Consider the following 26,439-nt stretch of genomic DNA (forward strand, 5'->3'; position numbering starts at 1 on the left):
ATATCAGCCGATGTCAACGGCAAAAAACAGACTTTAATTGACTGAAAACAGAGAGACCAATGAGCATAAACAGCAACTTTATGAAATATACAATCAACCGTCAGGCAACTGTGAGAGATGCTCTGACAAAGCTCAAAACCGGGGAAAGAGTATTCACACGGTTCCCATTATTGATAATAAAATGAATCTCATAGCCGAATCCTTTTCTAAACGCCGTGATATTTCAATCGGTAACTTTACGATAAATGATAAAAGTCCCGCTTTTCTGATAGCTGAAATAGGCAACAATCATAACGGCAGCATTGAACTGGCATATAAACTCGTGGATGAAGCTGTCAGTGCCGGAGCCAATTGTGTGAAATTTCAAATGCGGGATATGGAATCACTCTATTCCAACTGCGGCAATTCCAATGACCCCAGCGCAGATCTGGGAACACAATACACTTTGGATCTGCTGGAAAAGCAGCAGCTTTCAACTAAAGATATGCTGCTGATTTTTGACTATTGCAGGGCAAAAGGAGTTGAGCCGTTATGCACTCCTTGGGATGAAGTAAGTGTTAAGATTCTGGATGATTATGGGATGCCTGCTTTCAAAGTTGCTTCGGCCGACCTCACCAACCACGATCTGCTGCGCACTATTGCGGCAACACATAAACCCATGATCTGCTCAACAGGGATGTCTACCGAACAGGAAATTATTGCGTCTGTAAACGTTCTTAAAGCCGAAGGAGCGCAGTTTATACTGCTGCACTGCAACTCCACATATCCTGCTCCGTTCCGGGATTTAAACCTGCATTATATGAAAAAATTACAGGGATTCGGAGAATGTCACGTTGGCTATTCAGGACACGAACGCGGTTTTTACGTTCCGCTTGCCGCTGTTTCACTCGGGGCCAAGGTGATTGAAAAGCATTTTACCCTTGATAGAAACATGGAGGGCAACGACCATAAAGTCAGCCTTATTCCTGATGAATTTGCAGAAATGGTTCTGGCGATAAGAACTATTGAAGAATCATTAGGTGACGAATTTCAAGACCGCTCCATCTCACAGGGAGAAATGATCAACAGAGAAAACCTCGCTAAAAGTCTGGTTGCAGCCTGCGATGTACCCAAGGGTACAGTAATTACGGGAGAAATGATTGCTGTCCGCAGTCCGGGGAAGGGACTTCCTCCTTATAAAAAAGCAGAGCTTATCGGCACTGTATCCAACAGGGAAATAAAAACCAGCGACTGCTTCTACCCCTCGGATATAGAAATGACAGCTTGCAGAGCAAAGAATTACACTTTCCCCCAGCCATGGGGGATCCCGGTCCGTTTTCATGACTGGAAAAAGCTTTCACCATGTTCGAACATGGACTTTCTGGAATTTCATCTCAGCTACAAAGACCTTGAACTAAATATAGATGATTTTTTCAATGCTGAAAGTAACTTGGATTTTGTCGTTCACAGCCCGGAGCTGTTCGCAGGGGACCACATTTTGGACCTTTGTTCACCGGACGAAGATTATAGACTTTTTTCCATGAACGAATTCAGGAAAGTGACCAAAATAGCCTTAAGGTTAAAAAAGTATTTCCCCAGAAACTCTGTTCCGAGAATTGTTACCAACATAGGCGGGTTCTCTGACCATGCGTTTCTTGACCTTAAACGCAGAAAAGAACTGCTTGCCAACTTTAAAAGAAGTCTTGATGAGCTGCGCTCTGATAAGTACGAAATTCTTCCGCAGACCATGCCGCCTTTTCCATGGCATTTCGGCGGGCAGCGTTATCACAATATCATGGTTGAAGCTGACGAAATAAAAACGCTTTGCGAAAGTGAAGGCATAAAAATATGTCTGGATGTTTCCCATTCCCAGCTTGCCTGTAACTATTTCAAATGGTCGTTTAGAGAATTCATTTCTAAAACAGCCCCGCACACATCACATTACCATCTGGCCGATGCTGAAGGTCTGGATGGCGAAGGCTTGCAGATAGGGGACGGTTCGATTGATTTCTCACAGCTTTCAAAACTTATGGCAAAGCTCTCACCGGGAGTCAGTTTTATACCCGAGATATGGCAGGGTCATAAAAACAAGGGTGAAGGGTTCTGGCTGGCTCTTGAAAAGCTTGAGCAGTACTTCTAAGCTCCACACAACTTAAGCCATAAGAAACTTTAAATTAAAAATCTGACAATTTATACCGCTGGAGCCTGATCGAAATGACTTCAGGCTAATAAAATCACACCTACCAGCCATTGCTCTTTAGAGAGCCAACCTCAACAAGGGATATTTTGAAACAGCCTGCCAGTCTGAAAACAGGGATGGATAACGACTTCATTGCAAAGGAAAGCTTATACTTTCTCCATGCAGAATAATTTAATCGGGAATCCCGGCTTGTTGATTATTTCAGCTTCAAGAACTTTAAATTTATGATAATCAAGCCCGGCACAAAATGAACGGATTTCTTTTTCTTCCTCTTTGCCGCCATCCTGCCCGGTATAAACGGCAACAGCGGTGATTCCCCCGCAAGCCAGCAGCTCCAAAGACGTTTTAACCGCAGGGATGGTTGTTTCTGCTCTGGTAACTATGCTCTTGTCACTTCCGGGCAGAAAACCGAGATTGAACATGACTACGGAGATGTGCCCTTTATGTTCCGGCCTTATATGGCTGGACATATTCTGATGCCCGTCGTGGACAAGGGTGTAATTCGCAAACTCAGCTTCATTTTCAAGACGCTCGGCAGTAGCGGCAAGAGCCTGCTCCTGCACGTCAAAAGCATAGACATGCCCGCCAGCGCCAACGGCATTGCAAAGGTATAAAGCGTCATAGCCATTGCCTGCCGTGGCATCAACAGCAATACTGCCTTCACTCAGGACTTCGGAACAGATCATCTTTGCAAGATTCAATATATTGGTAAGGATCATTTTATTTTTATCAGTTAAATATTTATAAACATACTCGGCAAAAATGACTAATACCGGTATCAGGATATTTCAAGCCGGAAGTTCACTCAAACACCACCCGTAGGCCGGGCCGAAAACTATCCTCTATGGCAAGGTGGACAATTTCATAAAGCGAGTAGTATCCATTGCTAAATTATTTTTGCTGCTGTTTATCCTTACATTGTATATACAGGTGATAAAATCAGGTTGCTCAATAATCTCGGCACCATCACTTAAGAGCGAATGTAATGATTCATTTTAAAAAATACAAAATGTCTAAAACAGCTTATTCTTTTCAAAACTTAAAACTTATTCTGTAAGCAGAAGATATTAAAATATTTAAAAATATGACAGACACACAACTTGATAGTTTTATTGCCCGCGGTAAGGAAGTTCTCAGCATTGAAGAAAAAGGGCTTGCCTCGGTCAGGGAAAGCCTCGGGGAAGATTTTGCAAACGCCGTTGCGACACTTGCAGCCTGCACAGGCAGAGTAATTATTACCGGACTCGGTAAATCCGGACTTGTCGGCCGCAAAATTGCCGCAACTCTTTCAAGCACAGGGACTCCATCATTTTTTCTGCACCCGGTGGAAGGAGCTCACGGGGACCTCGGCATGGTTCGCAAAGAAGATGCCGTCATCGCAATTTCCAACAGCGGTGAAACCGATGAGCTAAATGCAGTCCTGCCTGCTATTAAATCTTTCGGAACAAAAATTATTTCACTCACCTCAAACAGGGATTCCACCATGGGCAGTCTTTCAGACATCGTGGTGCAGGTTAAAGTTCCCTGTGAAGCATGCTCTTACGGTCTGGCACCAACCTCAAGCACCACCGCAGCTCTGGCAACAGGCGATGCCCTTGCGGTCTGCCTCATGGATTATAAGCATTTTGACAGTAAGGATTTTAAAAAATTCCATCCCGGCGGAGCACTTGGAAAACGTCTCACCAAATGTGTCAGCGAAATGATGCACATTGATAACATCCCATTCGCCAAGGACGGATCAACTCTGGCGGAAGCACTGGCCGTCCTCAATGACGGAGGGCTAGGCCTTGTGGCTCTGGTTGACGACCAGAAAAGATTGAGTGGAGTAATTACAGACGGCGATATCAGGCGCATCGTCTGCAAAGGTGTTTTCAACCCGCAATCTCCGGCATCTGAATTCATGATAACAAAGCCCATGCGGGCTTCTTCAGATATGTCTGCGGCTCTGGCTCTGGATATAATGGAAGAAAAGCAGATCACAGTTCTCCCGGTTATTGATGACGGCGGATATGTTGTAGGCATGATACACCTGCATGATCTGCTCGGAAAAGGCCGACTAAAGTTTGCTGAAAGCCATAGAGGATGCTGATAAATGTGCGGAATTTCCGGTTTCATTGATCTCACCCGTTCTCTGGACAGTGAAGAATTAAGCAGGCGTGCCGGGCTTATGGGTAAATCCCAGCAAAGTCGCGGTCCTGATGCAGATGCCCAGTGGGTCGATCAGGAAATCGGAATAGCCTTTGACCACCGCAGGCTCGCAATCATCGACCTGACGGAAGAAGGCATTCAGCCTATGCACAGCCGCAGCGGGCGATATGTAACCGTCTTTAACGGCGAGATATATAATTATGCCGAACTGCGCTCGGAACTGGAAACAACCGCAGGCTTCAACGGCTGGCGTGGTCATTCAGATACCGAGGTGCTGCTGGAAGCAATTGAACAGTGGGGGCTTGAAAAAAGCCTTGAAAGGTTTTCAGGCATGTTTGCCATTGCCCTGTGGGACCGCAGGGAAAGGCAGCTTTTCCTTGTCCGCGATCGAATGGGTGAGAAACCGCTTTTCTACGGCAGACAGGGAGACACTTTTTATTTTGCCTCGGAGCTTAAGGCGATCAGACAGCTGGAGAGCTTCAAGCCGGAAATAAACAGGGACGCCCTCTGCTCATACCTGCGCTATCATTATGTTCCCTCCCCCGGAACAATTTATAATAAGGTTTCCTCCCTTATGCCCGGAACATGGATACGGGTAGATTATGACGGGACGGTGAGCGGACCTTTCAGCTACTGGTCACTCAAGGATTGCGCCCAAAAAGGAGTCGATCTTTCCTTCACAGCTTCCAGCGGCGAGATTACAGACACCCTTGAAGACCTTCTTCTCAAAGTAATAGAAAGAGAAATGGTTTCAGACGTGCCTCTCGGTGCTTTTCTCTCAGGAGGAGTGGACTCGTCACTTATTGTGGCCCTTATGCAGCAATGCGCTCTGGCTCCGGTTAAAACCTTCACTATCGGATTTGACGATAAAGCATACAATGAAGCGGAAGAAGCCGCGAAAGTGGCCGCATATATCGGCACAGAACACACCGAACTTTATGTGACTCCGGCTGATGCTCTGGACGTAATCCCTAAAATTCCGAAAATCTGGGACCAGCCATTTTCCGATGCCTCTCAGGTTCCGACCCATCTGGTTTCGATGATGACTAGAAAGCACGTCACTGTAGCCCTCTCCGGCGATGGCGGCGATGAGCTGTTTGCAGGATACAACCGCCATTTCAAGGGATGTGGTTTATGGGATAAGTTAGCATCCGTCCCTCCGGGCATCCGCAAATTTACAGCAGAAAGCCTGCAAAAAGTCCCTGCAAACGAGTGGAACGCTTTTTTTGAAATAATTGATCCTGTCCTTCCGCGTAAACTTAAAATGAGGCTTCCCGGACAAAAACTTCATAAACTTGCAGATGTTATGACAGCTGCGTCTGCCAGAGACTACTACCTGAAACTTACATCCAACTGGTTTGATCCTGAAAAACTGGTTATCAACGGCTGGGAACACCCCGGTCCATATCAGTCTCCAGTAAATCAGCCGGAAACATCATGTCTGACCGAGTGGATGCAGTTCATGGATGCGGCAACCTATCTGCCGGATGATATCATGACAAAAGTCGACCGGGCCGCCATGGCTGTGAGCCTTGAAACCCGTGCTCCGTTTCTTGATCATGAAATTGTTGAATTTTCCCAGCGTTTGCCGATGTCCTTAAAAATACAGCATGGAAGAGGCAAAAAGATTTTACGCGATATATTGTATAAATATGTACCGCAGCGTCTGATCGAAAGGCCTAAAATGGGATTCGGAATTCCGATCGACAGCTGGCTTAGAGGACCACTCCGGGACTGGGTGGAAGATCTGCTTAATCCGGTAAGAATGATGAACGAGGGTTACCTGCATCCTGAACCGATAAGAAAAATGTGGGCAGATCATTTATCCGGAAAAACCGATGCCCAGTATAAGATATGGAACATACTGGTATTTCAGTCATGGCTGAGATACTGGATGTAGAGGGATATTCTGCGCCGTGCTGACATCTGCATCTTTTAAATTTTGTACAGCTTTAACAAATATCAAATTCAAGCTGCGGTTCTGCTGAATATATTTATATGAAAATACTGATTATAGGCGGCTACGGTCCTTCACTGATTAATTTTCGCGGCCCTCTCCTGAAAGCTTTTATCAAGGAGGGGCATGAGGTATTTGCAGCAGCTCCAGCGGATGATGCTGGTACAGCTGCAAAGCTCGAAAATTCAGGTATTTCTTATACGCCTGTACACATCAACAGAACCGGCATGAACCCCGCCGACGATCTGCGCACGCTCATAGATATCTGGAAAACCGTACGTAGAATAAAGCCCGATAAAATCCTCTGCTATACCATCAAGCCCGTTATATACGGGTCTATTGCCGCCGCACTGGCCGGACACAGAGAAATTTATTCTATGATTACGGGTCTGGGTTACGCGTTCGGGCAGACCTCGGGACTCAGAGGGCTGCTTTTCAGGCTGGTTAAGTCTCTTTACAAACTCTCGCTTGGCCTGAATAAAGCTGTCATGTTTCAAAATCCTGATGACAAAAAACTATTCACAGACCTCGGCATCATCTCAGGCAACAAAAAAGCTGTAGTTACCAACGGTTCGGGCATTGACCTGAAACACTTTGAATTAACTGCACAACCAGCCGGGAAAACTGTTTTTCTCTGCCTTTCAAGACTGTTGAAAGAAAAAGGAGTCTGCGAATATGCGCAGGCAGCAATAAAACTAAAGCGTAAATTTCCTGAAATAAGATTCAGACTTGTGGGACCGCATGATAAAGGCCCTGACAGTATCCCCGAGGAAAAAATAAATTCATGGAAGACTTCCGGTCTGGAATGTCCCGGAGAAGTTCAGGATGTCCGCCCTGAAATAGCCTCAGCCTGCGTATATGTTCTTCCCTCCTACCGTGAGGGAACTCCACGCTCGGTTCTTGAAGCCATGTCAATGGGCAGAGCGGTGATCACAACAGATGTACCGGGATGCCGCGAAACAGTTGTTGAGGGGCTGAACGGATTTCTGGTGCCTGCCCGCGATATTGATTCCCTTGCTGAAGCCATGAAAAAATTTATCGAAAACAAAAACCTTGTTGAAACAATGGGCCGGCAAAGCCGCGCTCTTGCTGAAAAAAAGTATGACGTAACAAAGGTCAATAAGACCATAATGGATGCCATGAACCTATGATTAAAAGAGCGTTTGATCTCATTATAAGTATTCCGGCTTTCTTGCTGCTTTTACCGCTAATGCTGCTTATTGGCTGGCTGCTGCACCGTAATATGGGAGGTTGTGTAATCTTCCGGCAACGCCGTCCGGGACTCGGTGGCAAACCGTTTAATATTATTAAATTCAAAACTATGAGTGATGCCCGTGATGAAAGCGGCAAACTGAAGCCGGACAGCGAGAGACTGACCCGACTGGGAAAAATATTGCGATCCACCTCTCTTGATGAGTTGCCGGAACTTGTAAATGTTATTTTCGGGGATATGTCTCTTGTCGGCCCGCGCCCCCTGCTGATGCAGTATCTTGAAAGGTACAGCCCGGAACAGGCCCGCAGGCACGAAATCCGTCCGGGCATAACCGGATGGGCGCAAGTTAACGGGCGTAACGCAATTTCATGGGAAGAAAAATTTAAGCTGGACGTCTGGTATGTTGACAACCACAGCCTTCTGCTCGACATAAAAATACTTTTTATGACCGTTGCCCGTGTTTTCAAACGAGATGGTATCAGCCAGCCGGGTGAAGCTACTGCAAAAGAATTCATGGGCAGTAGGGATAAAAATTAATCAGACTGCTTAGTTTTGAACATATTGCAATATATCAGCTAGTTAAATGATTGTGAGGGCAAAGATTAATGCTTTCGGATCATTTTTTTAAAAAATTTCTCGCTAAAGAAGCCCGATTTGGTTTACAGGGAAGCATCAAAAAGAAAAACTGTTAATTATTTCAATAATAATTAAAGTAAAAAACACGCTGAGCATATTAAAAAACATCATGGATAATTAAAATACCTGCCAGCAGATCTGACAGTTTGGATAAAACAATACAGGAGTTTTTCAGTGTCTACCGATCGTTCCAAAAGAATATACCTCTCCCCGCCCCACATGGGTGGCAGCGAACAAAAATATATTGCCGAAGCTTTTGAAAGCAACTTCATTGCCCCTCTAGGACCGCAGGTTAACGGCTTTGAAAAGGACTTTTCAGAAATTTCAGGATTCAAACATTGCGCGGCACTGACAAGTGGAACAGCCGCCATGCATCTGGCTCTGCGCATTCTGGGGGTTAGCTCCGGAGATGTTGTCATCGCATCAGACCTGACTTTTATCGGCAGCGTCAGCCCGGTAACTTTTCTTGGAGCTGAACCTGTCTTTGTGGACTCAGACTATGAGACATGGAACATGGACCCCGAACTGCTGGATAAAGCCATAAAATCCTGCATAGCCGAAGGCCGCACACCGAAAGCGGTAGTACCGACCGATCTTTACGGGCAATGCGCTGACTATGACCGCATTCTGGAAGTACTGAAACCTTACTCCATACCGCTTGTAATTGATGCGGCAGAATCAGTAGGCTCCATGTACAAGGGTAAATTCGCTGGCAAAGGAGCATTTGCCGCAGTTTATTCCTTCAATGGAAATAAAATTATCACCTCATCAGGTGGCGGAATGCTCGCCTCTGACGATGAAGAAACAATAGAAAAAGCCCGCTGGCTCTCCCAGCAGGCGCGTGAGCCTAAACCGTATTATGAGCACAATGAAATCGGTTACAACTACCGTATGAGCAATGTCGTCGCGGCAATCGGGCGCGGCCAGCTTGAGGTGCTTGAAGAGCGTGTCCGCCGTAAACGTGAGATTTTTGATTTTTATGAGCAGAGGCTGGCTTCCCACAAAGGTTTGAGCTTTATGCCCGATCCTGACTTTGGCAAAAGCAACCGCTGGCTCACAGTAATGCTGATAGACAGCAGTCTTTTTGGGGCAACTCCTGAAGAGATAAGGCTGGCTCTTGAAAAAGAAAATATTGAATCACGTCCGGTCTGGAATCCAATGCATCGCCAACCGGTATTCAAAAATTGTCAGACTTTTGGTGGAAAGGTCGGGGAGGACCTTTTTGAACACGGTTTATGCCTGCCATGCGGGACAGCAATGACCGCAGATGAGCTTGAGCTTGTGGTCTCCACTATTTTGAATTGCAGGAAATAAAGAATGTTAAACAGTCTACGTAATGCAAAATTTTATCTCATGGTTGTTCTGGACCTGATAATTTTTGCACTGTCATTTTTTGCGGCATATTTGTTCCGATTTGATTTTCAGCCGCCCTTATATGCTACCACCCAGTGTTTAAACCTGCTCAAGTACGTTCTATTTATAAAATTCGCTGTGTTTTTAGTGATGGGGCTTTATCGCGGAATGTGGAGATACACCGGATTGCGTGACCTCTGGCACATACTGGAAGCAACATTTTTACAGTCGGTTATCCTAATCACGCTGGTACTTTACAAGTTCGGATTCAGCGGATTCTCGCGCGGTATATTCATCATCGACTGGCTGATTACAGTTTTCATGGTAGGTGGTTTAAGAGTCACCATAAGATCATTTTATGCCTATCATGATGGAATACAGCTTAATAAAAAAGGGACTTCCAATGGTGAAGGGACAAATGTCATTATCATCGGAGCCGGAAGAGCCGGAGAAAAAGTTGTCAGAGAAATCATAAGTACAAACCATCGTAAATATATTCCTGTAGGTTTTATTGATGATGACGGCTCCAAAAAAGGACGCACAATACACGGAATCCCGGTCCTTGGTTCGCTCACAGACTTACCCGAAGCGATAAACCGTAAATCGGTCAAAGAAATCCTTATCGCAGTGACCGAGGCCAGCGGGGAGCAGATGCGCGAGATCATCGAAGCCTGCAAAAAAACCGGACTGCCGTATAAAATCCTGCCCGGAATGGAAGAAATTATTGACGGTAAGGTCGGAATCAAGGCCCTGCGTGATGTAAGCTATCAGGACCTTCTGGGCCGTTCTCCCGTTCAACTCGATAGTACAAGAATAAGCAGATATATTTCTGGAAAGACAATACTGATCACCGGCTGCGGTGGTTCCATTGGTTCTGAACTCGTAAGGCAGGTTATCCGCTTTAATCCGGCAAGAATTATCCTTGTTGATGCAAGTGAAGCCAACCTTTATGCCATTCAGATGGAACTCCATCATGAGTTTAAATTTCGTGAATATGTAACTGTTCTCGGCGGGGTTCAGGACCGTGAGCTGATGGATAAGGTTTTTGGAACGCATAAACCGCAGACTGTGTTCCATGCCGCGGCCTACAAGCATGTTCCAATGCTGGAAAGAAATCCGTGGCAGGCTGTTGCCAACAACATCTGCGGCACCAGAAATATTATGGAGATGGCCGACAGACACGGCGTAGACCGTTTTGTCACTGTTTCTACGGATAAAGCAGTTCGCCCCACAAACATAATGGGCGCGTCCAAGAGGATAACTGAACTGCTGATGCGCATGTTTAAGGAGTCGAAAACAACATTCATGGCCGTAAGATTCGGAAACGTGATCGGATCATCCGGCTCGGTAATCCCGCTGTTCAGACGGCAGATAGAGCTGGGCGGACCGGTTACAGTGACCCATCCTGATGTGACCAGATATTTTATGTCCATTTCAGAAGCAGCCCAGTTGATACTACAGGCCGGAGTAATGGCCGAGGGCGGAGAAATATTCATTCTGGAAATGGGCAAACCTGTTAAAATTGCTGAGATGGCCCACGATCTTATCCGGCTTTCAGGCAAAGAACCGGAAACAGATATTAAAATCATTTTCACAGGACTAAGAGCCGGAGAAAAGCTCTATGAAGAACTTATCACCGAAGGTGAAGGGATTGTCCGCACTGAACATGAAAAAATAATGGTTTTAAAAGCATTCAACTTCGACCAGAAAGCATACGCCAGAGAACTTGAAGGGATGCTTTCAAAACTTTCAGATGCAGCGGAAAAACTGGATGGCGAAAAAGTTCGGGCGGTTATGCATAAGATCGTTCCAGAGTTTGATGAAGAGGGATGATATCCCTTGTGCCTGCTTGGCTTGAGCGATTTTTAACAGCGTCTTGAGTTGACAGTTCGTACAGAATAACTTAACAAACTAGATCATGCTTAAAGAACTTTTTACGTCTAAAACAAGAATAAAGCTTCTGCTTAAGCTTTTTCTAAATCCGGATGTTTCCTCATATCTGAGGGAGCTTGCAGCCGAGTTTGATGTTTCTCCCAATGCGATGAAGGAGGAATTAGACGGGCTTAGCGAAGCCGGATATCTGAACAAAAAAAAAGAGGGAAGGTATATATTCTATAATGCCAATTCATCCCACCCTTTTTTCCCGGAAATAAGTTCCATCGTCCGCAAATACGTAGGTATCGACCGGATTCTTGAATATATTCTTTCAACCATGGGAAAGGTCGATTCAGTATATATTCTTGACGATTATGCGCGGGGAATGGATTCCGGAATAATTGATGTTCTGATTATTGCGAATGAGACTGATTCCGAACGTATCGCCGATCTGCAGGCCAAAGCGGAAAAGGCCATCAAACGTAAGATCAGACTGATGACCCTGGACACAGCAGAGTTTGAAAACACAAAAGACATTTATTTAAGACGGCCACATTGGAAAATCGTCTGACAATAAATGCCTAACAGGAGGGCTAGCCCCATGAATATTCCTTTTATTGACCTAAAGAAACAATTCTCATTAATCGAAAAACAGGTCCGCGCTAATATGGATGCGGTCCTTGAGCACGGAGCCTATGTTATGGGACCGGAAATCACCGAGCTCGAAAAACGCCTTGCCGATTACTGCGGCGTTAAGCATGCTCTCGGATGTTCTTCCGGAACTGATGCATTGATACTTGCTCTTATGGCACTGGACGTAAAACCCGGTGATGCTGTTTTCACAACACCTTTTACCTTCTTTGCAACAGCAGAAGCCATCGCTCTGCTTGGTGCCACTCCGGTTTTTGTTGATATTGACCCCGTAACTTTCAATATCGACCCAGAAAAACTAGATGAAGCCATCAAGACCATGAAAGGCGAAGGCAGCCATGTTCTTCCCAAAGTTGAAGGACTTACCCCCAAGGGTATTATTTCCGTAGACATCTTCGGTCTGCCCGCCGACTTTGATGCAATCAACGCTGTGGCAGAAAAACACGGCCTTTTCCTTGTTGAAGATGCTGCTCAGGGTTTTGGCGGAGTGTATAAGGACAAAAAAGCCGGTGCCCTTGGTAAAATCGGCTGCACCTCATTTTTCCCGGCAAAGCCTCTCGGTTGTTACGGCGACGGCGGAATGTGCTTTACAGACAGTGACGAGCTGCTGGAAAGACTGCGTTCCCACAGAGTCCACGGACAGGGACCTGACAAATACGACAACATTGCCCTTGGCATAAACGGAAGAATTGATTCTCTGCAGGCAGCCATCCTTCTTGCAAAGTTCGATATTTTCCCCAAAGAAGCCGAACTGCGTGATGAAGTTGCCGGACGCTATAATGAACTGATGGGTGATATCGAAGGACTTACTGTTCCGACCACTCCCGAAGGATACCGTTCAGTATGGGCTCAGTACTGCCCACTGGCAACTGACAGCGCCCACCGCACCCGTATTCAGGACGCTCTCAAAGAAGCTGGTGTTCCCTCCCCGATCTACTACCCGATCCCCATGCACCTGCAGACCGCATTCAAGGACCTCGGCTATAAGACAGGAGATATGCCCATAAGCGAAAACGCTGCCGAGCGCATATTTGCTCTGCCTATGTATCCATATATTGAAAAGGCTACTCAGGAAATGATCGCCGGAGTTATTAAAAAAGCATAATTTTTAACCGCCCCGTATCAGCCAGTCTGCTGCGGGGCGGTTAGAAAAATCTTTTAAAGCTTTTAACAGGAAGAACATATCCGTTTGTCAAAAGTACTCTTAAATATCATTACAGACAGGCTTTCACAGATTATAGCCAAAGGTTCGATCATAGATCGTTATTATAATCCCGGTAATGTCTTTGATGAAGTCCATATACTGATGACCAACGAAGATCGTCCTGATCCCAAGATGCTGCAACGAACTGTCGGCGATGCGGAACTTTTTCTGCACAATCTTCCTTCAGGAATCCCACTTGTGGCCAGAACAATGTGGAGACCATTCCTGCTAAAAGGATGGGCTGAAGATGGAATCAGAATTGCTGAAACCATAAAGCCGGACCTTTTACGCTGCTATGGTAATTTTCTTAATGGAATGCTGGCAGTAGAGATAAAAAAACATCTCGGAATCCCACTTTTTGTATCCCTGCATACTCAGCCTGACGAAACAAGGGCAAACCGTGAAATAGATATGAAAACACGTATCTATTACACCCTGTCCAAAGCTCTCGAAAAATATACTCTCAGAAACGCAGACCTTGTCGGTGCTGTTTACGGAAGCATCGAAGACTATACAAAACGGCTTGAAATTAAAAATGTCAGACGGACTTACAATGTAATTAATCCGGAACACATTTCTAAAAAGAGCAGCTATAGTTCTCCTGAATTACTGCGGATGCTTTATGTCGGCAGGATAATACCCGGAAAAAATCCCGAAAATATAATTAAGGCTCTTCCCGGCCGCAAAGCCCATCTCACAATCATGGGAGACGGTTCCATGAAAAATGAAATGATGGCTCTGGCTGAAAATCTCCATCTTGAAGAGCTGATAGATTTCAAAGGCCCGATTCCCAATGATGATGTCTGCCGTTCAATGAAAGAATACGACATCCTCGTATCCCACTCCCAATACGGCGAAATACCTAAAACTGTTCTTGAGGCCACCCTCACCGGGCTTCCTGTTCTGGCCAACTACAAACGTGGAAATCCCGTGCCTGAATATCAGGAAGGCTGGGCCAAAATGGTTGATGACAGCCCGGAAGGTTTTGGTGACGGAATTGATTTTTATATGGATGAAGCTAATCGCCGAAAAAATGGACAGGCTGGAGCTGCTTACGCAGATTCCCACTGGAATCCGGTAATCACCGAAAAACTTTTTGCGGACATCCAACGCAAGCTGGCTGAGACGGGGCGTTATGAGTAAAAAATCAATTCTGTTTATTGCCTATGACTTTCCGCCCATCCTTTCCCCGGAATCAATTCAGGTTCAGCGCAGAGCTCTGTCACTGGCTAAAGGCGGACACAAGGTTCATGTTCTTACTTCAAACAGTTCTGCTGACTTTGAATTCATGGACCATTCACTTGAGCGGACTCATGAAAACCTGATTGTACACAGGGTTGAAAGAGTTTTTTTTGAAAAAGCAAGGCACTACCTCTGTGCGCCTTTGCAGCTAACCGACCGTAAACTATGGTGGAAAATTCCGGCACTTAAACTGGCGGAACAGATCGTTGTTGATCATGGCATAACCAGAATTTACACCCACTCCACGCCGCTTGTGAACCATCTGGTCGGGCTGGATATTGTTAAAATTTTTCCTGACATCAGCTGGACAGCACATTTTTCGGACCCGTGGACACTTAATCCATATATTTCATACAGGACTTCCTTACAGCGTAAGGCGAATGAACATCTTGAGAGAAAAGTACTCGATCACGTTTCCTGCATTACTGTAACATCTCAAAAAACCAGAGATTTGTTCATAAATGGTTTCAATCTGAAAAGCTCCAAGATACGAGTTCTTCCGCATGTTTTTGACCCGGAAATGTACCCTGAACCGGATAAGCCCGCTGAAAAAACAATTATTGCCCATACCGGACATATATATGGATTGCGGACCATTCTGCCCCTGATTGAAGCGGTAAAGGCTGAAAAACCGCAAAACATTGAATTTCATTTTTACGGGCGTATCAAAGAAAACGAAAGAGAAGCCGCGGAAAGGCAAACTCCCGGAGTTTTCAAATTTCTGGACCCGATTCCTTTTGCTGAGAGCATTGCTGTGCTAAGCAGAGCGGATATTCTGCTGGTTGTTGATGCTCCGCTAAAAAATTCACCTTTTTTCCCATCCAAACTTGCAGACTACATAGGAGCCTGCAAGCCGATAGCCGCACTGACTCCATCTAGTTCGACAACAATGGATATTCTGGCATCACTTTCGCCGGAGCCCCTTGCGGCTGACAGTGGCAGTGCAGAGGGAATAAGAAAATTGCTGCGCAGGATTGAAGCTGGTGAATTCGCTTATCCTACGGTTGAGAAAACAGCAGCTTACAACATGAACAACAGCTATCACCAAATATATGAGGCATTAATTGATGCAGAACTCTAAAATATTGATTACCGGCGGCGCAGGTGCGATAGGTCTAAATCTTATAGAAAGGCTTCTGGGGCTGGGTGTGGACTCCATCCTTGTTCTGGACAACCTCTCCTCAGGATATGAAAACTACCTCCCTGAAGACGACCGCATAATATTTCATAATTCGGATATCGGAGATATTGAATCGTTTCGGGATACTATGGAAAAATTTGCTCCGCATTATGTCTTTCACCTTGCAGCACATTTTGCCAACCAGAACTCAGTTGACCACCCTTTCAAGGATGTTCAGGCTAATATCATCGGCACCATGAACCTTCTTGAAATATGCAAAAAAAATAAAAACCTTAAAAAGTTTGTCTACACATCTTCATCCTGCGTATACGGAAATTCCGCCATTATGCGTGAGGACGACTATATCTATCCGCATGAGACTCCTTATGCCATTAACAAGTATACTGCTGAGCTATATGTAAAATATTACGCCTCCATGTATGCTGTTCCCACAGTCTCAATACGGGTCTTCAACACTTACGGACCATACGAGCCTCACGGACAATACCGCAATGTCATCCCGAATTTCATCGTCCGGGCCATGAAGGGTGAACCTCTGTTCATAACTGGGGACGGAACCGAAACCAGAGATTTTACTTTTGTGGGAAATACAGCACAGCTGCTCACACTTGCGGCTCTCTCAAATGTTGCTGACGGTGACATTTTTAACGGCGGGACAGGTAAAGCAACCAGAATCATAGATCTGGCTGAAATGATCCTGAAATATACCGGATCATCATCTGAAATAATATTCAAGGAACGCCGCAACTGGGATGCAGTTAAAGATCGCCTGTCAAATATAGACAAATCCCGTAAAATTCTCGGCTACGAACCGGAAGTGCCACTGCAGGAAGGTCTTAAAATCACCGTCGACTGGTACATGAATGATTATAACTACGAATAGGATAGAGAAGTACATCTAAGTACCGGACCGTTTATGCTGGAAAAAATCCGCGCACTCACAACCAGGAAAGAAAAAAGAACTATAGTTCTGCTTGTTGCTTTGTCAGTACTGATCTCAGCCATTGAGACAGTGGGGATATCTGCTATTCTCCCTTTCATCTCTCTGGCGAATGATTTTTCACTGGCAACTGCAAATAAATATTATAACTATGTTTACCAGTTGCTGGGATTCAATTCCCCGGAAAAATTCATCATTGTTTTTGGATACCTACTGATTATTTTCTATATATCCAGAGGTTTTATAAACCTTTTATATTTTTATCTTATACATAAATTCTCTCAGGGGATGTACCTTTCTTTAGGGACAAGACTGTTCACAAATTATGTCAATATCAAATATCAGGATATGACCACAAGAAACAGCTCTGATCTTTCCAAAAAGCTTATTACTGAAATGGATTTTGCTGCAAAATATTTTTATGCATTCCTGCTTCTAATATCAGAGCTTTTTGTTTCAACTTTTTTATATTGTGCTCTTCTATATGTTGATTACAAAGTAACAATAGCTCTTACACTTTTTATGGGCATTATGGTTGTAACCCTGCTCAAAACAGTTTCAGTACTTATTAAAAAAGAAGGGAACAAAAGAAATTCTTTTCAGGAAAAATATTACAGAGCTATCAGTGAAACACTTAACAATCTGAAATTTATCAAACTCCTTTCCGGTGAAAAAAAAGCTGTCGCCAGCCTACAGGAATCCGGCAAAGGTTATACCCGCTCTGTGGTGATGAACAACACCTATTCCACAGTACCAAGGCTTTCACTTGAAGGAATAGGTTTCAGTCTATTGATAGGAGCATTACTGCTGACTCTTGTTCAGGGAGGTCAGATAAGCCGGATCATCCCGGTTATATCTCTTTTTGCTCTTGCGATGTACAGACTTCTTCCTTCTGCAAACAGAATATTGAACAGCTACAATATTATGCAGTTTTATTCAAAAACACTTGATCTTATATATGAAGACTACAATATAGAAACGCAAAAACTTGGAAATGAGCCTATAGATTTTAACAATGAAATATCAATCGAGAACCTTTCATTCAAATACAATACAAATACTGTTCTTGATAATATCACATTAAATATTAAAAAAGGTGAAAAAATAGCTCTGATCGGGGAAAGCGGTTCGGGCAAAAGTACTTTAGCCGATATAATAATCGGAATGTACAGTTCGTACTCAGGCAAAGTAAAGGTCGATGGTGTTGAACTGGGTAACAGCAATCTCCTCTCATGGAGAAAAAAGATAGGCTACATTCCCCAGTCAATCTATCTTTTTGATTCTACTGTAGCTGAGAATGTAACATTCGGAAGATCCTACGATGAAGAAAAAATATATAATTCTTTAGAAAAATCTAAAATTTTATCCCACCTTGAACATAAAGACGGTCTCCAGACAATGGTTGGAGAAAATGGAACACAGCTATCCGGCGGGCAAAAACAAAGGATAGGAATCGCAAGGGCTTTATACGGCAATCCTGAAGTTTACGTTATGGATGAAGCAACAGCTTCTCTGGACAAAGAAACAGAGTCACAAATAATGGAGCAGTTTTTTGAAATTGGTAAGAATAAAACGCTCATTATAATCGCTCACAGACTATCTACAATTGAAAAATGCGACACTGTTTACAGAATAAAAGATAAAAAAATATATATAGAGAAAAAAAATGACGAATAAAATAAATGAAGTTCCTTTAAACTCAAAAGATAAAGATAATAGCTTTATAAAATACGATTATGATAAAGATATTATAAAAGAGCATCAGCTAGATTCTTCAAAAAAAACAATTCTAGTAATACATAGAGACAGGCTTACTCCTTTTTTCACTGAGACAGTAGAATCGCTCAAATTTAAATTTAATGTTGTTGTCCTTTCAAATTCAGAAAAAGGTCTTGAAGCATATAAGGATATCAGCGGTATTACTCTCATCAGGCACATTGATTATCGCAATCCTGACCCGGCCTACGCAATGGTAGAGGACCTGACTGAAACCATTAAAGAAATTGAAGATGAGCTTGGTTTCAACTGCTACGAGTTTAATAAAAATTATTTTTTATACAGCAGGTTTACAACCCAGTACCACGTAATAAAGCCTCACGCTTTTCTTAATGATCATGTTCCTGAACTTCTGGTGGCCAATTATTTTAAGATCAAACATGTAGTCGCCAAGTACAATGTTAAATATGCTCTTTACGAAACCACGGACCTTCTGGATTCAGCTATACTGTCAGCAATGGCCTTTAAGGGAATAATTACCCAGACATTCGAAAGAGGATTTTTTTCATTAGGGGGGGACATCCGCTTCAGGGTTGCATCCGGCAGGCAGAAAAGAAGTCTCAGGTTAAACTATATCTATAAAAATAAACTTTTCTCAAAGGAATCACTGCAATGGGCTAAGCAGGTTCTTGACCAAAACAGTGAAAAAAGGGTTATTTCAAACTACGACAAAGTACATATGAAAATGACTTCATTCTTTTCTATGTATACTCCAATGGACATTTTGAAAAAATTATCCAGAGTTGTCTTCAAAAAAGAACCAATTATCCCTGCCGTCTGTAAACAAAAAAATAGATTACTATCTAAAAAATATTTTTCGAATCAACTTCCAGACGAAAAAATTATAACTTATTTTCTACAGATGACTCCTGAAGCCAGCATGTGTTCAGAAGCACCCAAATATGCAGACCAATCCTATCTTCTTGAACAGATAGCAATATACGGCAAGTATGGTTATACACTGGCTGTTAAAGAACACCCCAGAAGCTTCGGTAATAGAAAACCTGATTTCTATTACCATCTTTCTTCCCTACCCAATGTAGTTATCCTTGCCCCTGACTTTTCAAACAGGGAATTAATTGAAAGAAGTGAAGCCGTAATAAGTGTAACAGGAACAACTCCAAGTATTGAAGCTCTTACAAGCGGTTGCCCTGTTATAACTTTGGGAAGACCATATTTTGACATCTGCAAAAATGTATTCCACGCGGATTCTCCAGAAGAAGTCTGGTCTATAGTTGGTCAAATCCATTATAGCACAGACGATCAGATTGAATTTCTCGCAGCGCTCTATGAGAGCAGTTATCCTCATCCTGAAGCGACTCATATACAGGAACTGGTTGAAGCAAAAGGAATCGGCCCCACTATGGCTGAAGCGATAGAGGCGGAAATCACATTATATGAAGCAGGAAAACTCAAACACGAAGGTCTGAAATGAACACAATAAATATCGCAGACAAAAAAATAGGCAGCGGACAGCCTGTCTTCATAATTGCTGAAGTGGCTCAAGCCCACGACGGAAGTCTTGGCAATGCTTTCAGTTATATTGATGCAGCTAAAAAAGCCGGAGCTGATGCTGTAAAATTCCAGACCCATTTCGCCAATGAAGAAAGTACTCCTGATGAGCCATGGAGAATTAAATTCAGCCGTCAGGATAAAACCCGCTTTGACTACTGGAAAAGAATGGAATTTACCCCGGAGCAATGGAAAGAACTCAAAGAGTATGCGGACAGCATTGATATTATCTTCTTAAGTTCTCCATTTTCGGAAAAGGCTTTTAATTTATTGGAAGAAATAAATATCCCGGCCTGGAAAGTTGCTTCCGGCGAAATTACAAATTTTCCCATGCTTGAGGCCATGGCCAGTACTGGCAAACCTGTTCTTATCTCTACTGGAATGCATGGCTATAAGGATATCTCTAGCGCGATAGATGTATGCCAGAAAAAAGGTGCTCAGGTTGCTCTCTTTCAGTGTTCAAGCATGTATCCCTGTCCGCCGGAAAAAGTCGGCCTCAACCTCATTGCTGAAATGAAATCCCGCTATAACATTCCTACAGGTTTTTCAGACCACACAGCAGACATCTTTGCAGGAGTAGGAGCTGCGGCCCTTGGTGCAGACATAATAGAGTCACATATTGTTTTCAGTAAAGACTGTTTCGGGCCTGATGTTTCATCCTCATTGACTGTAAATGAATTTGCAAAAATGGTGGAAGGGGTAAGATATATTTCTTCTGTCATGAAATCCCCTGTTTCAAAAGAGGAAATGGCTGAAAATATGGCTCCAATGCGTTCGCTTTTTACCAAAAGCATTGTAGCGGCAGAAGACCTGCCTAAAGGCACAATTCTCAGTCCTGAAAAAGTAAAATTTAAAAAACCGGGATCAGGGATTCCTCCTGAAAAACTGTCTTCTATTTGCGGCAAAGTAATCAAGCAGGATATAGCAGTAGACACATTGCTACAAACTGATTTTTTCGAGGATTAAAAGCTATGTCAGCCCACCGTAAAGTATGCGTTGTTATAACTGCGCGCCCCAGTTACTCCAGAATAAAAACCGCACTTCAGGCTATTAAAGAACATCCTGATCTTGAACTGCAGATTGTCCTATCAGCCTCTGCAATTCTCGATAGGTACGGTAAAGTTGAAGACACAATTGAGTCTGACGGGTTCAAGATTGACGCTCGTGTTCAGACCATTATCGAAGGCGATACTCTGAAAGCCTCTGTCAAATCAACAGGACTTGGTCTGATAGAGCTACCTTCTGTATTTGAAAGACTTGAGCCTGATATGGTGGTAACAATCGCAGATCGCTTTGAAACAATTGCAACTGCAATATCAGCAGCTTATATGAACATTCCTCTCGTACATGTTCAGGGAGGCGAGGTTACCGGATCGATAGACGAAAAAGTCCGGCATGCCATAACAAAGCTGGCTGATATCCATCTCGTTTCCAACAGTCTGGCCCACGAAAGAATCATCCGGCTCGGAGAAATTCCTGAGAATATCTTTATCACTGGATGCCCGTCCATCGATCTTGCAGCCAAGATTCATCCAACTACTGAATTAGATTTTTCGCCTATGGAAAAATATAACGGTGTAGGAGTCCCGATAGCAGAAGATCAGGATTATCTGGTAGTATTGCAGCATCCTGTAACCACTGAATATGGTCTGGCACAGGAGCAGGTAAACTGCACTCTTGAAGCAATTACAGAGCTGAATATTCCAACATTCTGGTTCTGGCCTAATGTTGATGCCGGAACGGATGGAACGTCAAAAGCTATTCGTATTCACAGAGAACAATTTCCTACTGCACCCATACATTACTTTAAAAACTTTGCCCCCATGGACTTTCTTAAGCTTATCTCCTGCGCCAAAGTCCTTGTCGGCAACTCCAGCGCGGGAATACGTGAGTCTTCATTTCTTGGCGTTCCTGTAGTGAATATAGGAACAAGGCAGAACGGAAGGCAACGTGGCAAGAATGTCGTTGACGTAAATTATGACAAGCAACAGATATCCGAGGCAATAAAACGCCAGTTTAATCACGGCAGATATGAGCAGTCTTTTATTTACGGAGATGGGAAATCAGGCAAAAGGATCGCTGAAACACTGGCAACGGTAACTCTCACTAACAAAAAAAGGTTAACATACTGATGAATGTTCTCGGAATAATACCGGCAAGAGGTGGTTCAAAAGGAGTCCCTGATAAAAATATCCGCAAAGTCGGTGGGACACCTCTGCTTGAGTGGGCTATAAAAGGAGCCTGCGAGTCAAATTTAACCCACTTTGTTGTGAGCTCTGACAGTGATAAAATTTTAAATCTTGCAGCTCAGAACAGTTGTGAAACTGTCAGACGACCGGACAAACTGGCGCAGGATAAAACACCAATGCTTCCTGTTCTCCAGAATGCCGTAGAAATAATGGAAAAACGCCATTCAATACAATATGATTACTGCGTTATCCTCCAGCCGACAACACCGTTTCGCACGGGCAGACATATTGATGAATCGATAGAAATGCTCGGGAAAAACGACTGTGACTCAGTCGTCAGTGTATACAAAGTTGACGATCATCATCCTGCAAGAATGTACACTTTAAAAAATGGTCTACTGGAAAAATTTGCTCCGGAAATTGCTGATGTAAGGCGTCAGGAGCTACCGGCAGTCTTCCATCGCAACGGGCTTATTTATACATTCAAAAGAGACCTTCTTAAAAAAGACACTTTCCTCGGTGACAAAATAAAACCCTATGTAATGGGACTTGAAGTAAGTGTTAATATTGATAATGAAATGGATCTTGCTTTTGCAGACTTTTTAATCTCCAGCAGGCAATAATGCTAAAAATACTTAACGCGGAACCGGATAGATACAGCCGTAAGGCCTTTGAGACTCTGAAACAGATTGCACAGGTTGATGAGATCAATCTCAGTGGATCTGATCTTCTCAAAGCATCGTCACAATATGATATTCTTATAGTGCGTCTGCGCAGTTATATAAGTAAGGATTTTTTTACCCCTGAAAGCAGAATGAAATATCTTGTAACAGCTACAACAGGTATAGACCACGTTGATACCAGGGCTGCAGAAGAAAACGGAACAACAATTCTGAACCTCAGAGGTGAGACCGATTTTTTAAGGACAATCACCGCAACAAGTGAACACACCATCGGGCTTATTTTAGCCCTTTTAAGGCATATTCCGTTCGCGCATAAGTCTGTCCTCGAAAATAACTGGAACAGAGACCTCTTTATCGGCAGAGATCTTTGCAGCCAGACTTTAGGGCTTATAGGACTTGGACGTTTAGGTTCAAAAGTAGCTGAATTTGCAAAAGCATTTGATATGAAGATAAAGGCTTATGACCCATTTATCCCTGACAAAGAATGGCCTGAATATGTTGAACGGTGCTCAAGTCTCTCGGAAATATTATCCTCAAGTTCAATAATATCTCTGCATGTACATCTGGATGACAGTACAAAAGGCATGATCGGCGAAACAGAAGTAAAAAAAATGGCCAATGGTGCAGTTATCATAAATACATCAAGGGGAGCCTTAATCAACGAACAAGCTCTTCTCGACGGCCTAAATAGTGGTAAACTGGGTGGAGCCGCACTGGATGTTCTGGCTGAGGAGATTCACGATGGTTCAAAAAACAGTCCCCTGCTCTCCTACGCTATAAAACACGATAATCTGATAATTACTCCGCACATAGGCGGAGCAACTCTGGATTCAATGCATAATACTGAAGAATTCATGGTAAAAAAATTAATCGACAGACTCTCTAAAGACGGCATTATCAAGCCTTGATGAGGATAAAAAATGTGTGGGATATTCGGCATATACGGACCTAAGGCTCAAACTCCTCCAAACTGTGACAACATAGAGCATAGAGGCCCTGATTCTCAAGGAGAATTACGTCTCAACGATTTATATTTCAAACACTTCAGGCTTGCCATAATTGGCGAACAAAAATTTGCCTCCCAGCCGATGCTCTCACGTGATGGCAAAATCGCTATCATCTTTAATGGAGAAATATATAACTATAAAGAGCTTGCTTCATGGCTCGGAAATCCTTCCCTAGCAGAAGAAGGTGATACCAGAGTTCTTGTAGAATTAATTGCCAAATTAGGCAGTAAATGCTTGCCCAAACTTAATGGGATGTTTGCTTTTGCCGCTTTTAATAAGGAAACCCAAAGTCTTATTGTCGCCCGTGATAGACTGGGAATTAAGCCCTTGTACTACACTACAGACGACAAATCTTTCATTTTTTCGTCAGAGATTAAAGGATTTGCTTCATCCATTTCTTTAAAAATGGATAAAACTAAATTAGATAATTATTTAAAGTACGCAAGCTATCCCTCAAAATGTGAAACTTTTTATGAAAATATTTTTCAGGTTGCTCCCGGACATTTCATTGAAGTTTCCGAGAATGGCCTTAACTACAACAAATTCTATGATATACAAGATGATATCCTGAAATGGATTGATAAGAGACCGCAAATATCAACATATGAAGAGTTGTTTGAGAACTCAATACAAATACGTATGCGCAGTGATGTCCCCGTCTCTCTTCATTACAGTGGAGGAACTGATAGCACAGCGTTACTTCTTAAGATGAAGGAAATTTACGGTAAAGTTCCCGTGATCTCTTTCACCATGGCATTCGAAGGTGAAGAAGATGAATCTTGCCTGACAGAAAAATATTGCCGCGATTTGGGAGTGGAAAATATAAAAGTCAGATTCGACCCTGAAGAAACTCCTGAATTATCTGCAAAACTAAGTTGGCTTCAAGATGAACCTTTTGGGGGAATACCAGCTATTGCATATTATAAAATGAATATAGCTGAACGAAGGCAGGGATTTATTGTCAGCCTCGAAGGACAGGGCGGTGATGAAACTTTAGCAGGGTATCTCTCTCACGAAGTCATGGGCCTTCTGGACATGCATGAACAAGGGAATGCTAAAGAATGTATAATGAACATGGCCACACAGATGAACAAACCGGTTGAAGAAATTATTAAACAGGGTTCTGCCTTCTTTAATTCAGGATTTCAAGGCCATGTTGATATGACTGATATTCGCACATCATCAAACTGCCACCCGGATATATTTGTAGATAAGCTCAGAACGATTCAATTGAATGATATAACTAACAGAAAAATTCCTAGAGTTCTCCGCTTTAATGACCGCTCCAGCATGGGTGCCGGACGCGAAATTCGTTTTCCTTTGCTTGATCACCGGGTAGTGGCGTGCGGGGTGGCTTTAAAACATGAAGACAAATTTTCCTCTGGACTCGGAAAATCACCTTTACGCAAAATAATAGAACGCCACTTACCTGACGTTGCCTGCGCCCCTAAAAGATCAGTTGTAACCCCACAGACTCGCTGGTTGAAAGGTTGTTTAAAAAAATGGGCCTTAGAAAGAATCCAAATCCTAAGAGACAGCAACAAAATTGAAAATCATTATTTTGATCGTGTCGAGGACTTTTATAACAACCCGGATCCTCAAAACTCTTTTCCTGTTTGGCAGCTAATCAATCTATCGTATTTTATAAAAAATATTTAGCAGGGGTTTTAACTATAAACATTTTCTAGCCAGCTCCCAGCTTATTTACATAAAAAAAACTGCAGTATGGTAAAATTAAGAAGCTATTAATCACACTTAGCAGCAAACTAATCTGGAATTTCATAACCATAGTTGAACATTTCAAAGTCTTTCTGATAAATATCGTAAACTTTATCCTGAAGTTCTTTTGTATAAAAACTTCTAAGATCACTTTTGTCTGTTGAGTTAACCCGCTGGTTTACTTTTTCATAACTATTTTTGCTGCCGCCTATTTTATCTAAGATAAATTTGAAATCATTATTAAAATTTTCAAGGTGGCCGATAAAATCGTATTCTATCACCGGTGAATATATGCAGATATGCTGCGGGCGCCAATGCTGATCAAGATTTGAATAATTAAATTTATTTTTATAAATGTAGTTCACAAATTTTGGGAATGAAAAAGTTCTAAAATCTCTGTAGTAACCTATATTGTGAACAAGGCAGGACTTATCTCTTACTCTATTTTTCCATGCAGAAACAAGTCTCTGGTATGGATTTCTTACTATTGTAAATTTAAAATAGGAATTATCATTTATTATTTTATCTAATTCTAAAGCAAAATTTATTTTAGTTTCAACTTTAGAATACCACAAATTCCTATAGCAAATATATTCATCTCTACTTTTAAAATCTTTATGCAGTAAATCTTCAATCATGGTCTGTATAACTTTAGAAGATCCATTTTTACCAACACTTACAAATAACGCTTTTTTTTCACTGCTTATCTTAATGTGCCCGGATAATTCTTCATAAATCTGATACTCAGCATTTCCAAATATACTATTTTTTTTGGCATATTCGCCAATCTCTGTTTTAGACAGAGCAAGGCTTTCAGAATTTCTGGCGGCTATATTTCTTATTTTTTTCCTCGTTATTGAAACGAGATAAGGGATATCGCCACATAAATGATCAAGTATATATTCTTTCAACTTATTTCTCCTTATATAGGCATAAAGCAATTCTGATTAGTGCAGCTTTATTGAAGCAATACAATTTTTTTATATCATATCATAAAGCTAAAAACCTGACTTC

21 protein-coding genes are annotated in these 26,439 nt (G+C 42.8%); 19 read left to right on the forward strand and 2 right to left on the reverse strand.

What is annotated here, in order from left to right:
• Positions 1-181: 181 nt before the first annotated feature.
• Positions 182-2,119, forward strand: coding sequence for an N-acetylneuraminate synthase family protein (locus G496_RS19255; RefSeq protein WP_156900623.1), 1,938 nt, complete (start codon positions 182-184; stop codon positions 2,117-2,119).
• A 206-nt stretch (positions 2,120-2,325) separates the two neighbouring features.
• Here the strand turns inward: G496_RS19255 and mnmM are convergent, their stop codons facing one another.
• Positions 2,326-2,898: a tRNA 5-(aminomethyl)-2-thiouridylate-methyltransferase MnmM gene (gene mnmM / locus G496_RS0108830; RefSeq protein WP_034632885.1), complete on the reverse strand. Its 573-nt coding sequence runs from the start codon at positions 2,896-2,898 to the stop codon at positions 2,326-2,328.
• Positions 2,899-3,263: 365 nt separating this feature from the next.
• On the opposite strand from mnmM, the gene G496_RS0108835 reads away from it, so the two are divergent.
• The 18 genes from G496_RS0108835 (at position 3,264) to asnB (G496_RS0108920) (ending at position 25,365) form a co-directional block, all read left to right on the forward strand.
• The gene (locus G496_RS0108835; protein ID WP_027178966.1) at positions 3,264-4,268 is read left to right on the forward strand and encodes a KpsF/GutQ family sugar-phosphate isomerase; all 1,005 of its coding nucleotides are present in this window, start codon (positions 3,264-3,266) and stop codon (positions 4,266-4,268) included.
• Positions 4,269-4,271: 3 nt separating this feature from the next.
• Complete coding sequence (gene asnB, locus G496_RS0108840; RefSeq protein ID WP_027178967.1) at positions 4,272-6,227, forward strand: asparagine synthase (glutamine-hydrolyzing); 1,956 nt, start codon at positions 4,272-4,274, stop codon at positions 6,225-6,227.
• A gap of 98 nt (positions 6,228-6,325) precedes the next feature.
• Positions 6,326-7,435, forward strand: coding sequence for a glycosyltransferase family 4 protein (locus G496_RS0108845; protein ID WP_027178968.1), 1,110 nt, complete (start codon positions 6,326-6,328; stop codon positions 7,433-7,435).
• On the forward strand, positions 7,432-8,034 hold the full coding sequence (locus G496_RS0108850; protein WP_027178969.1) for a sugar transferase: 603 nt from the start codon (positions 7,432-7,434) through the stop codon (positions 8,032-8,034). The genes G496_RS0108845 and G496_RS0108850 overlap by 4 nt, the downstream gene beginning before the upstream one ends.
• Positions 8,035-8,307: 273 nt before the next feature.
• Positions 8,308-9,447, forward strand: coding sequence for a DegT/DnrJ/EryC1/StrS family aminotransferase (locus G496_RS0108855; RefSeq protein ID WP_027178970.1), 1,140 nt, complete (start codon positions 8,308-8,310; stop codon positions 9,445-9,447).
• A 3-nt stretch (positions 9,448-9,450) separates the two neighbouring features.
• A complete protein-coding gene (locus G496_RS0108860) occupies positions 9,451-11,319 on the forward strand; it encodes a polysaccharide biosynthesis protein (protein ID WP_027178971.1) in 1,869 nt (622 codons plus the stop codon).
• An 85-nt stretch (positions 11,320-11,404) separates the two neighbouring features.
• Positions 11,405-11,932: a winged helix-turn-helix domain-containing protein gene (locus tag G496_RS0108865; protein WP_027178972.1), complete on the forward strand. Its 528-nt coding sequence runs from the start codon at positions 11,405-11,407 to the stop codon at positions 11,930-11,932.
• Positions 11,933-11,962: 30 nt separating this feature from the next.
• A complete protein-coding gene (locus G496_RS0108870) occupies positions 11,963-13,117 on the forward strand; it encodes a DegT/DnrJ/EryC1/StrS family aminotransferase (protein WP_027178973.1) in 1,155 nt (384 codons plus the stop codon).
• 84 nt (positions 13,118-13,201) lie between these two features.
• Positions 13,202-14,359 (forward strand): glycosyltransferase, encoded by a 1,158-nt coding sequence (locus G496_RS0108875; protein ID WP_027178974.1) that lies wholly within the window; start codon positions 13,202-13,204, stop codon positions 14,357-14,359.
• Entirely contained in the window at positions 14,352-15,539 is a 1,188-nt protein-coding gene (locus G496_RS0108880) for a glycosyltransferase (protein ID WP_034632889.1), read from the forward strand. Before G496_RS0108875 ends, G496_RS0108880 begins: the two co-directional genes overlap by 8 nt.
• A complete protein-coding gene (locus G496_RS0108885; protein WP_027178976.1) occupies positions 15,526-16,482 on the forward strand; it encodes an NAD-dependent epimerase/dehydratase family protein in 957 nt (318 codons plus the stop codon). The genes G496_RS0108880 and G496_RS0108885 overlap by 14 nt, the downstream gene beginning before the upstream one ends.
• A 33-nt stretch (positions 16,483-16,515) precedes the next feature.
• Positions 16,516-18,216 carry an ABC transporter ATP-binding protein/permease gene (locus tag G496_RS0108890; RefSeq protein WP_027178977.1) on the forward strand — a complete coding sequence of 567 codons (1,701 nt, stop codon included), beginning with the start codon at positions 16,516-16,518 and terminating at the stop codon, positions 18,214-18,216.
• Positions 18,206-19,750 carry a capsular polysaccharide export protein, LipB/KpsS family gene (locus tag G496_RS0108895; RefSeq protein ID WP_027178978.1) on the forward strand — a complete coding sequence of 515 codons (1,545 nt, stop codon included), beginning with the start codon at positions 18,206-18,208 and terminating at the stop codon, positions 19,748-19,750. The genes G496_RS0108890 and G496_RS0108895 overlap by 11 nt, the downstream gene beginning before the upstream one ends.
• Positions 19,747-20,793: an N-acetylneuraminate synthase family protein gene (locus G496_RS0108900; RefSeq protein WP_051294938.1), complete on the forward strand. Its 1,047-nt coding sequence runs from the start codon at positions 19,747-19,749 to the stop codon at positions 20,791-20,793. Before G496_RS0108895 ends, G496_RS0108900 begins: the two co-directional genes overlap by 4 nt.
• A gap of 5 nt (positions 20,794-20,798) precedes the next feature.
• The gene (gene neuC, locus G496_RS0108905) at positions 20,799-21,959 is read left to right on the forward strand and encodes a UDP-N-acetylglucosamine 2-epimerase (protein ID WP_027178980.1); all 1,161 of its coding nucleotides are present in this window, start codon (positions 20,799-20,801) and stop codon (positions 21,957-21,959) included.
• Positions 21,959-22,639 carry an acylneuraminate cytidylyltransferase family protein gene (locus G496_RS0108910; protein WP_027178981.1) on the forward strand — a complete coding sequence of 227 codons (681 nt, stop codon included), beginning with the start codon at positions 21,959-21,961 and terminating at the stop codon, positions 22,637-22,639. The genes neuC and G496_RS0108910 overlap by 1 nt, the downstream gene beginning before the upstream one ends.
• Positions 22,639-23,607 (forward strand): NAD(P)-dependent oxidoreductase, encoded by a 969-nt coding sequence (locus tag G496_RS19260; protein WP_051294939.1) that lies wholly within the window; start codon positions 22,639-22,641, stop codon positions 23,605-23,607. Before G496_RS0108910 ends, G496_RS19260 begins: the two co-directional genes overlap by 1 nt.
• 12 nt (positions 23,608-23,619) lie before the next feature.
• On the forward strand, positions 23,620-25,365 hold the full coding sequence (asnB, locus tag G496_RS0108920; RefSeq protein WP_027178982.1) for an asparagine synthase (glutamine-hydrolyzing): 1,746 nt from the start codon (positions 23,620-23,622) through the stop codon (positions 25,363-25,365).
• Positions 25,366-25,472: 107 nt separating this feature from the next.
• Here the strand turns inward: asnB (G496_RS0108920) and G496_RS0108925 are convergent, their stop codons facing one another.
• A complete protein-coding gene (locus tag G496_RS0108925; protein ID WP_027178983.1) occupies positions 25,473-26,336 on the reverse strand; it encodes a sulfotransferase family protein in 864 nt (287 codons plus the stop codon).
• Positions 26,337-26,439 lie beyond the last annotated feature (103 nt).

The organism is Maridesulfovibrio bastinii DSM 16055, from assembly GCF_000429985.1.
Lineage (GTDB): Bacteria > Desulfobacterota > Desulfovibrionia > Desulfovibrionales > Desulfovibrionaceae > Maridesulfovibrio > Maridesulfovibrio bastinii.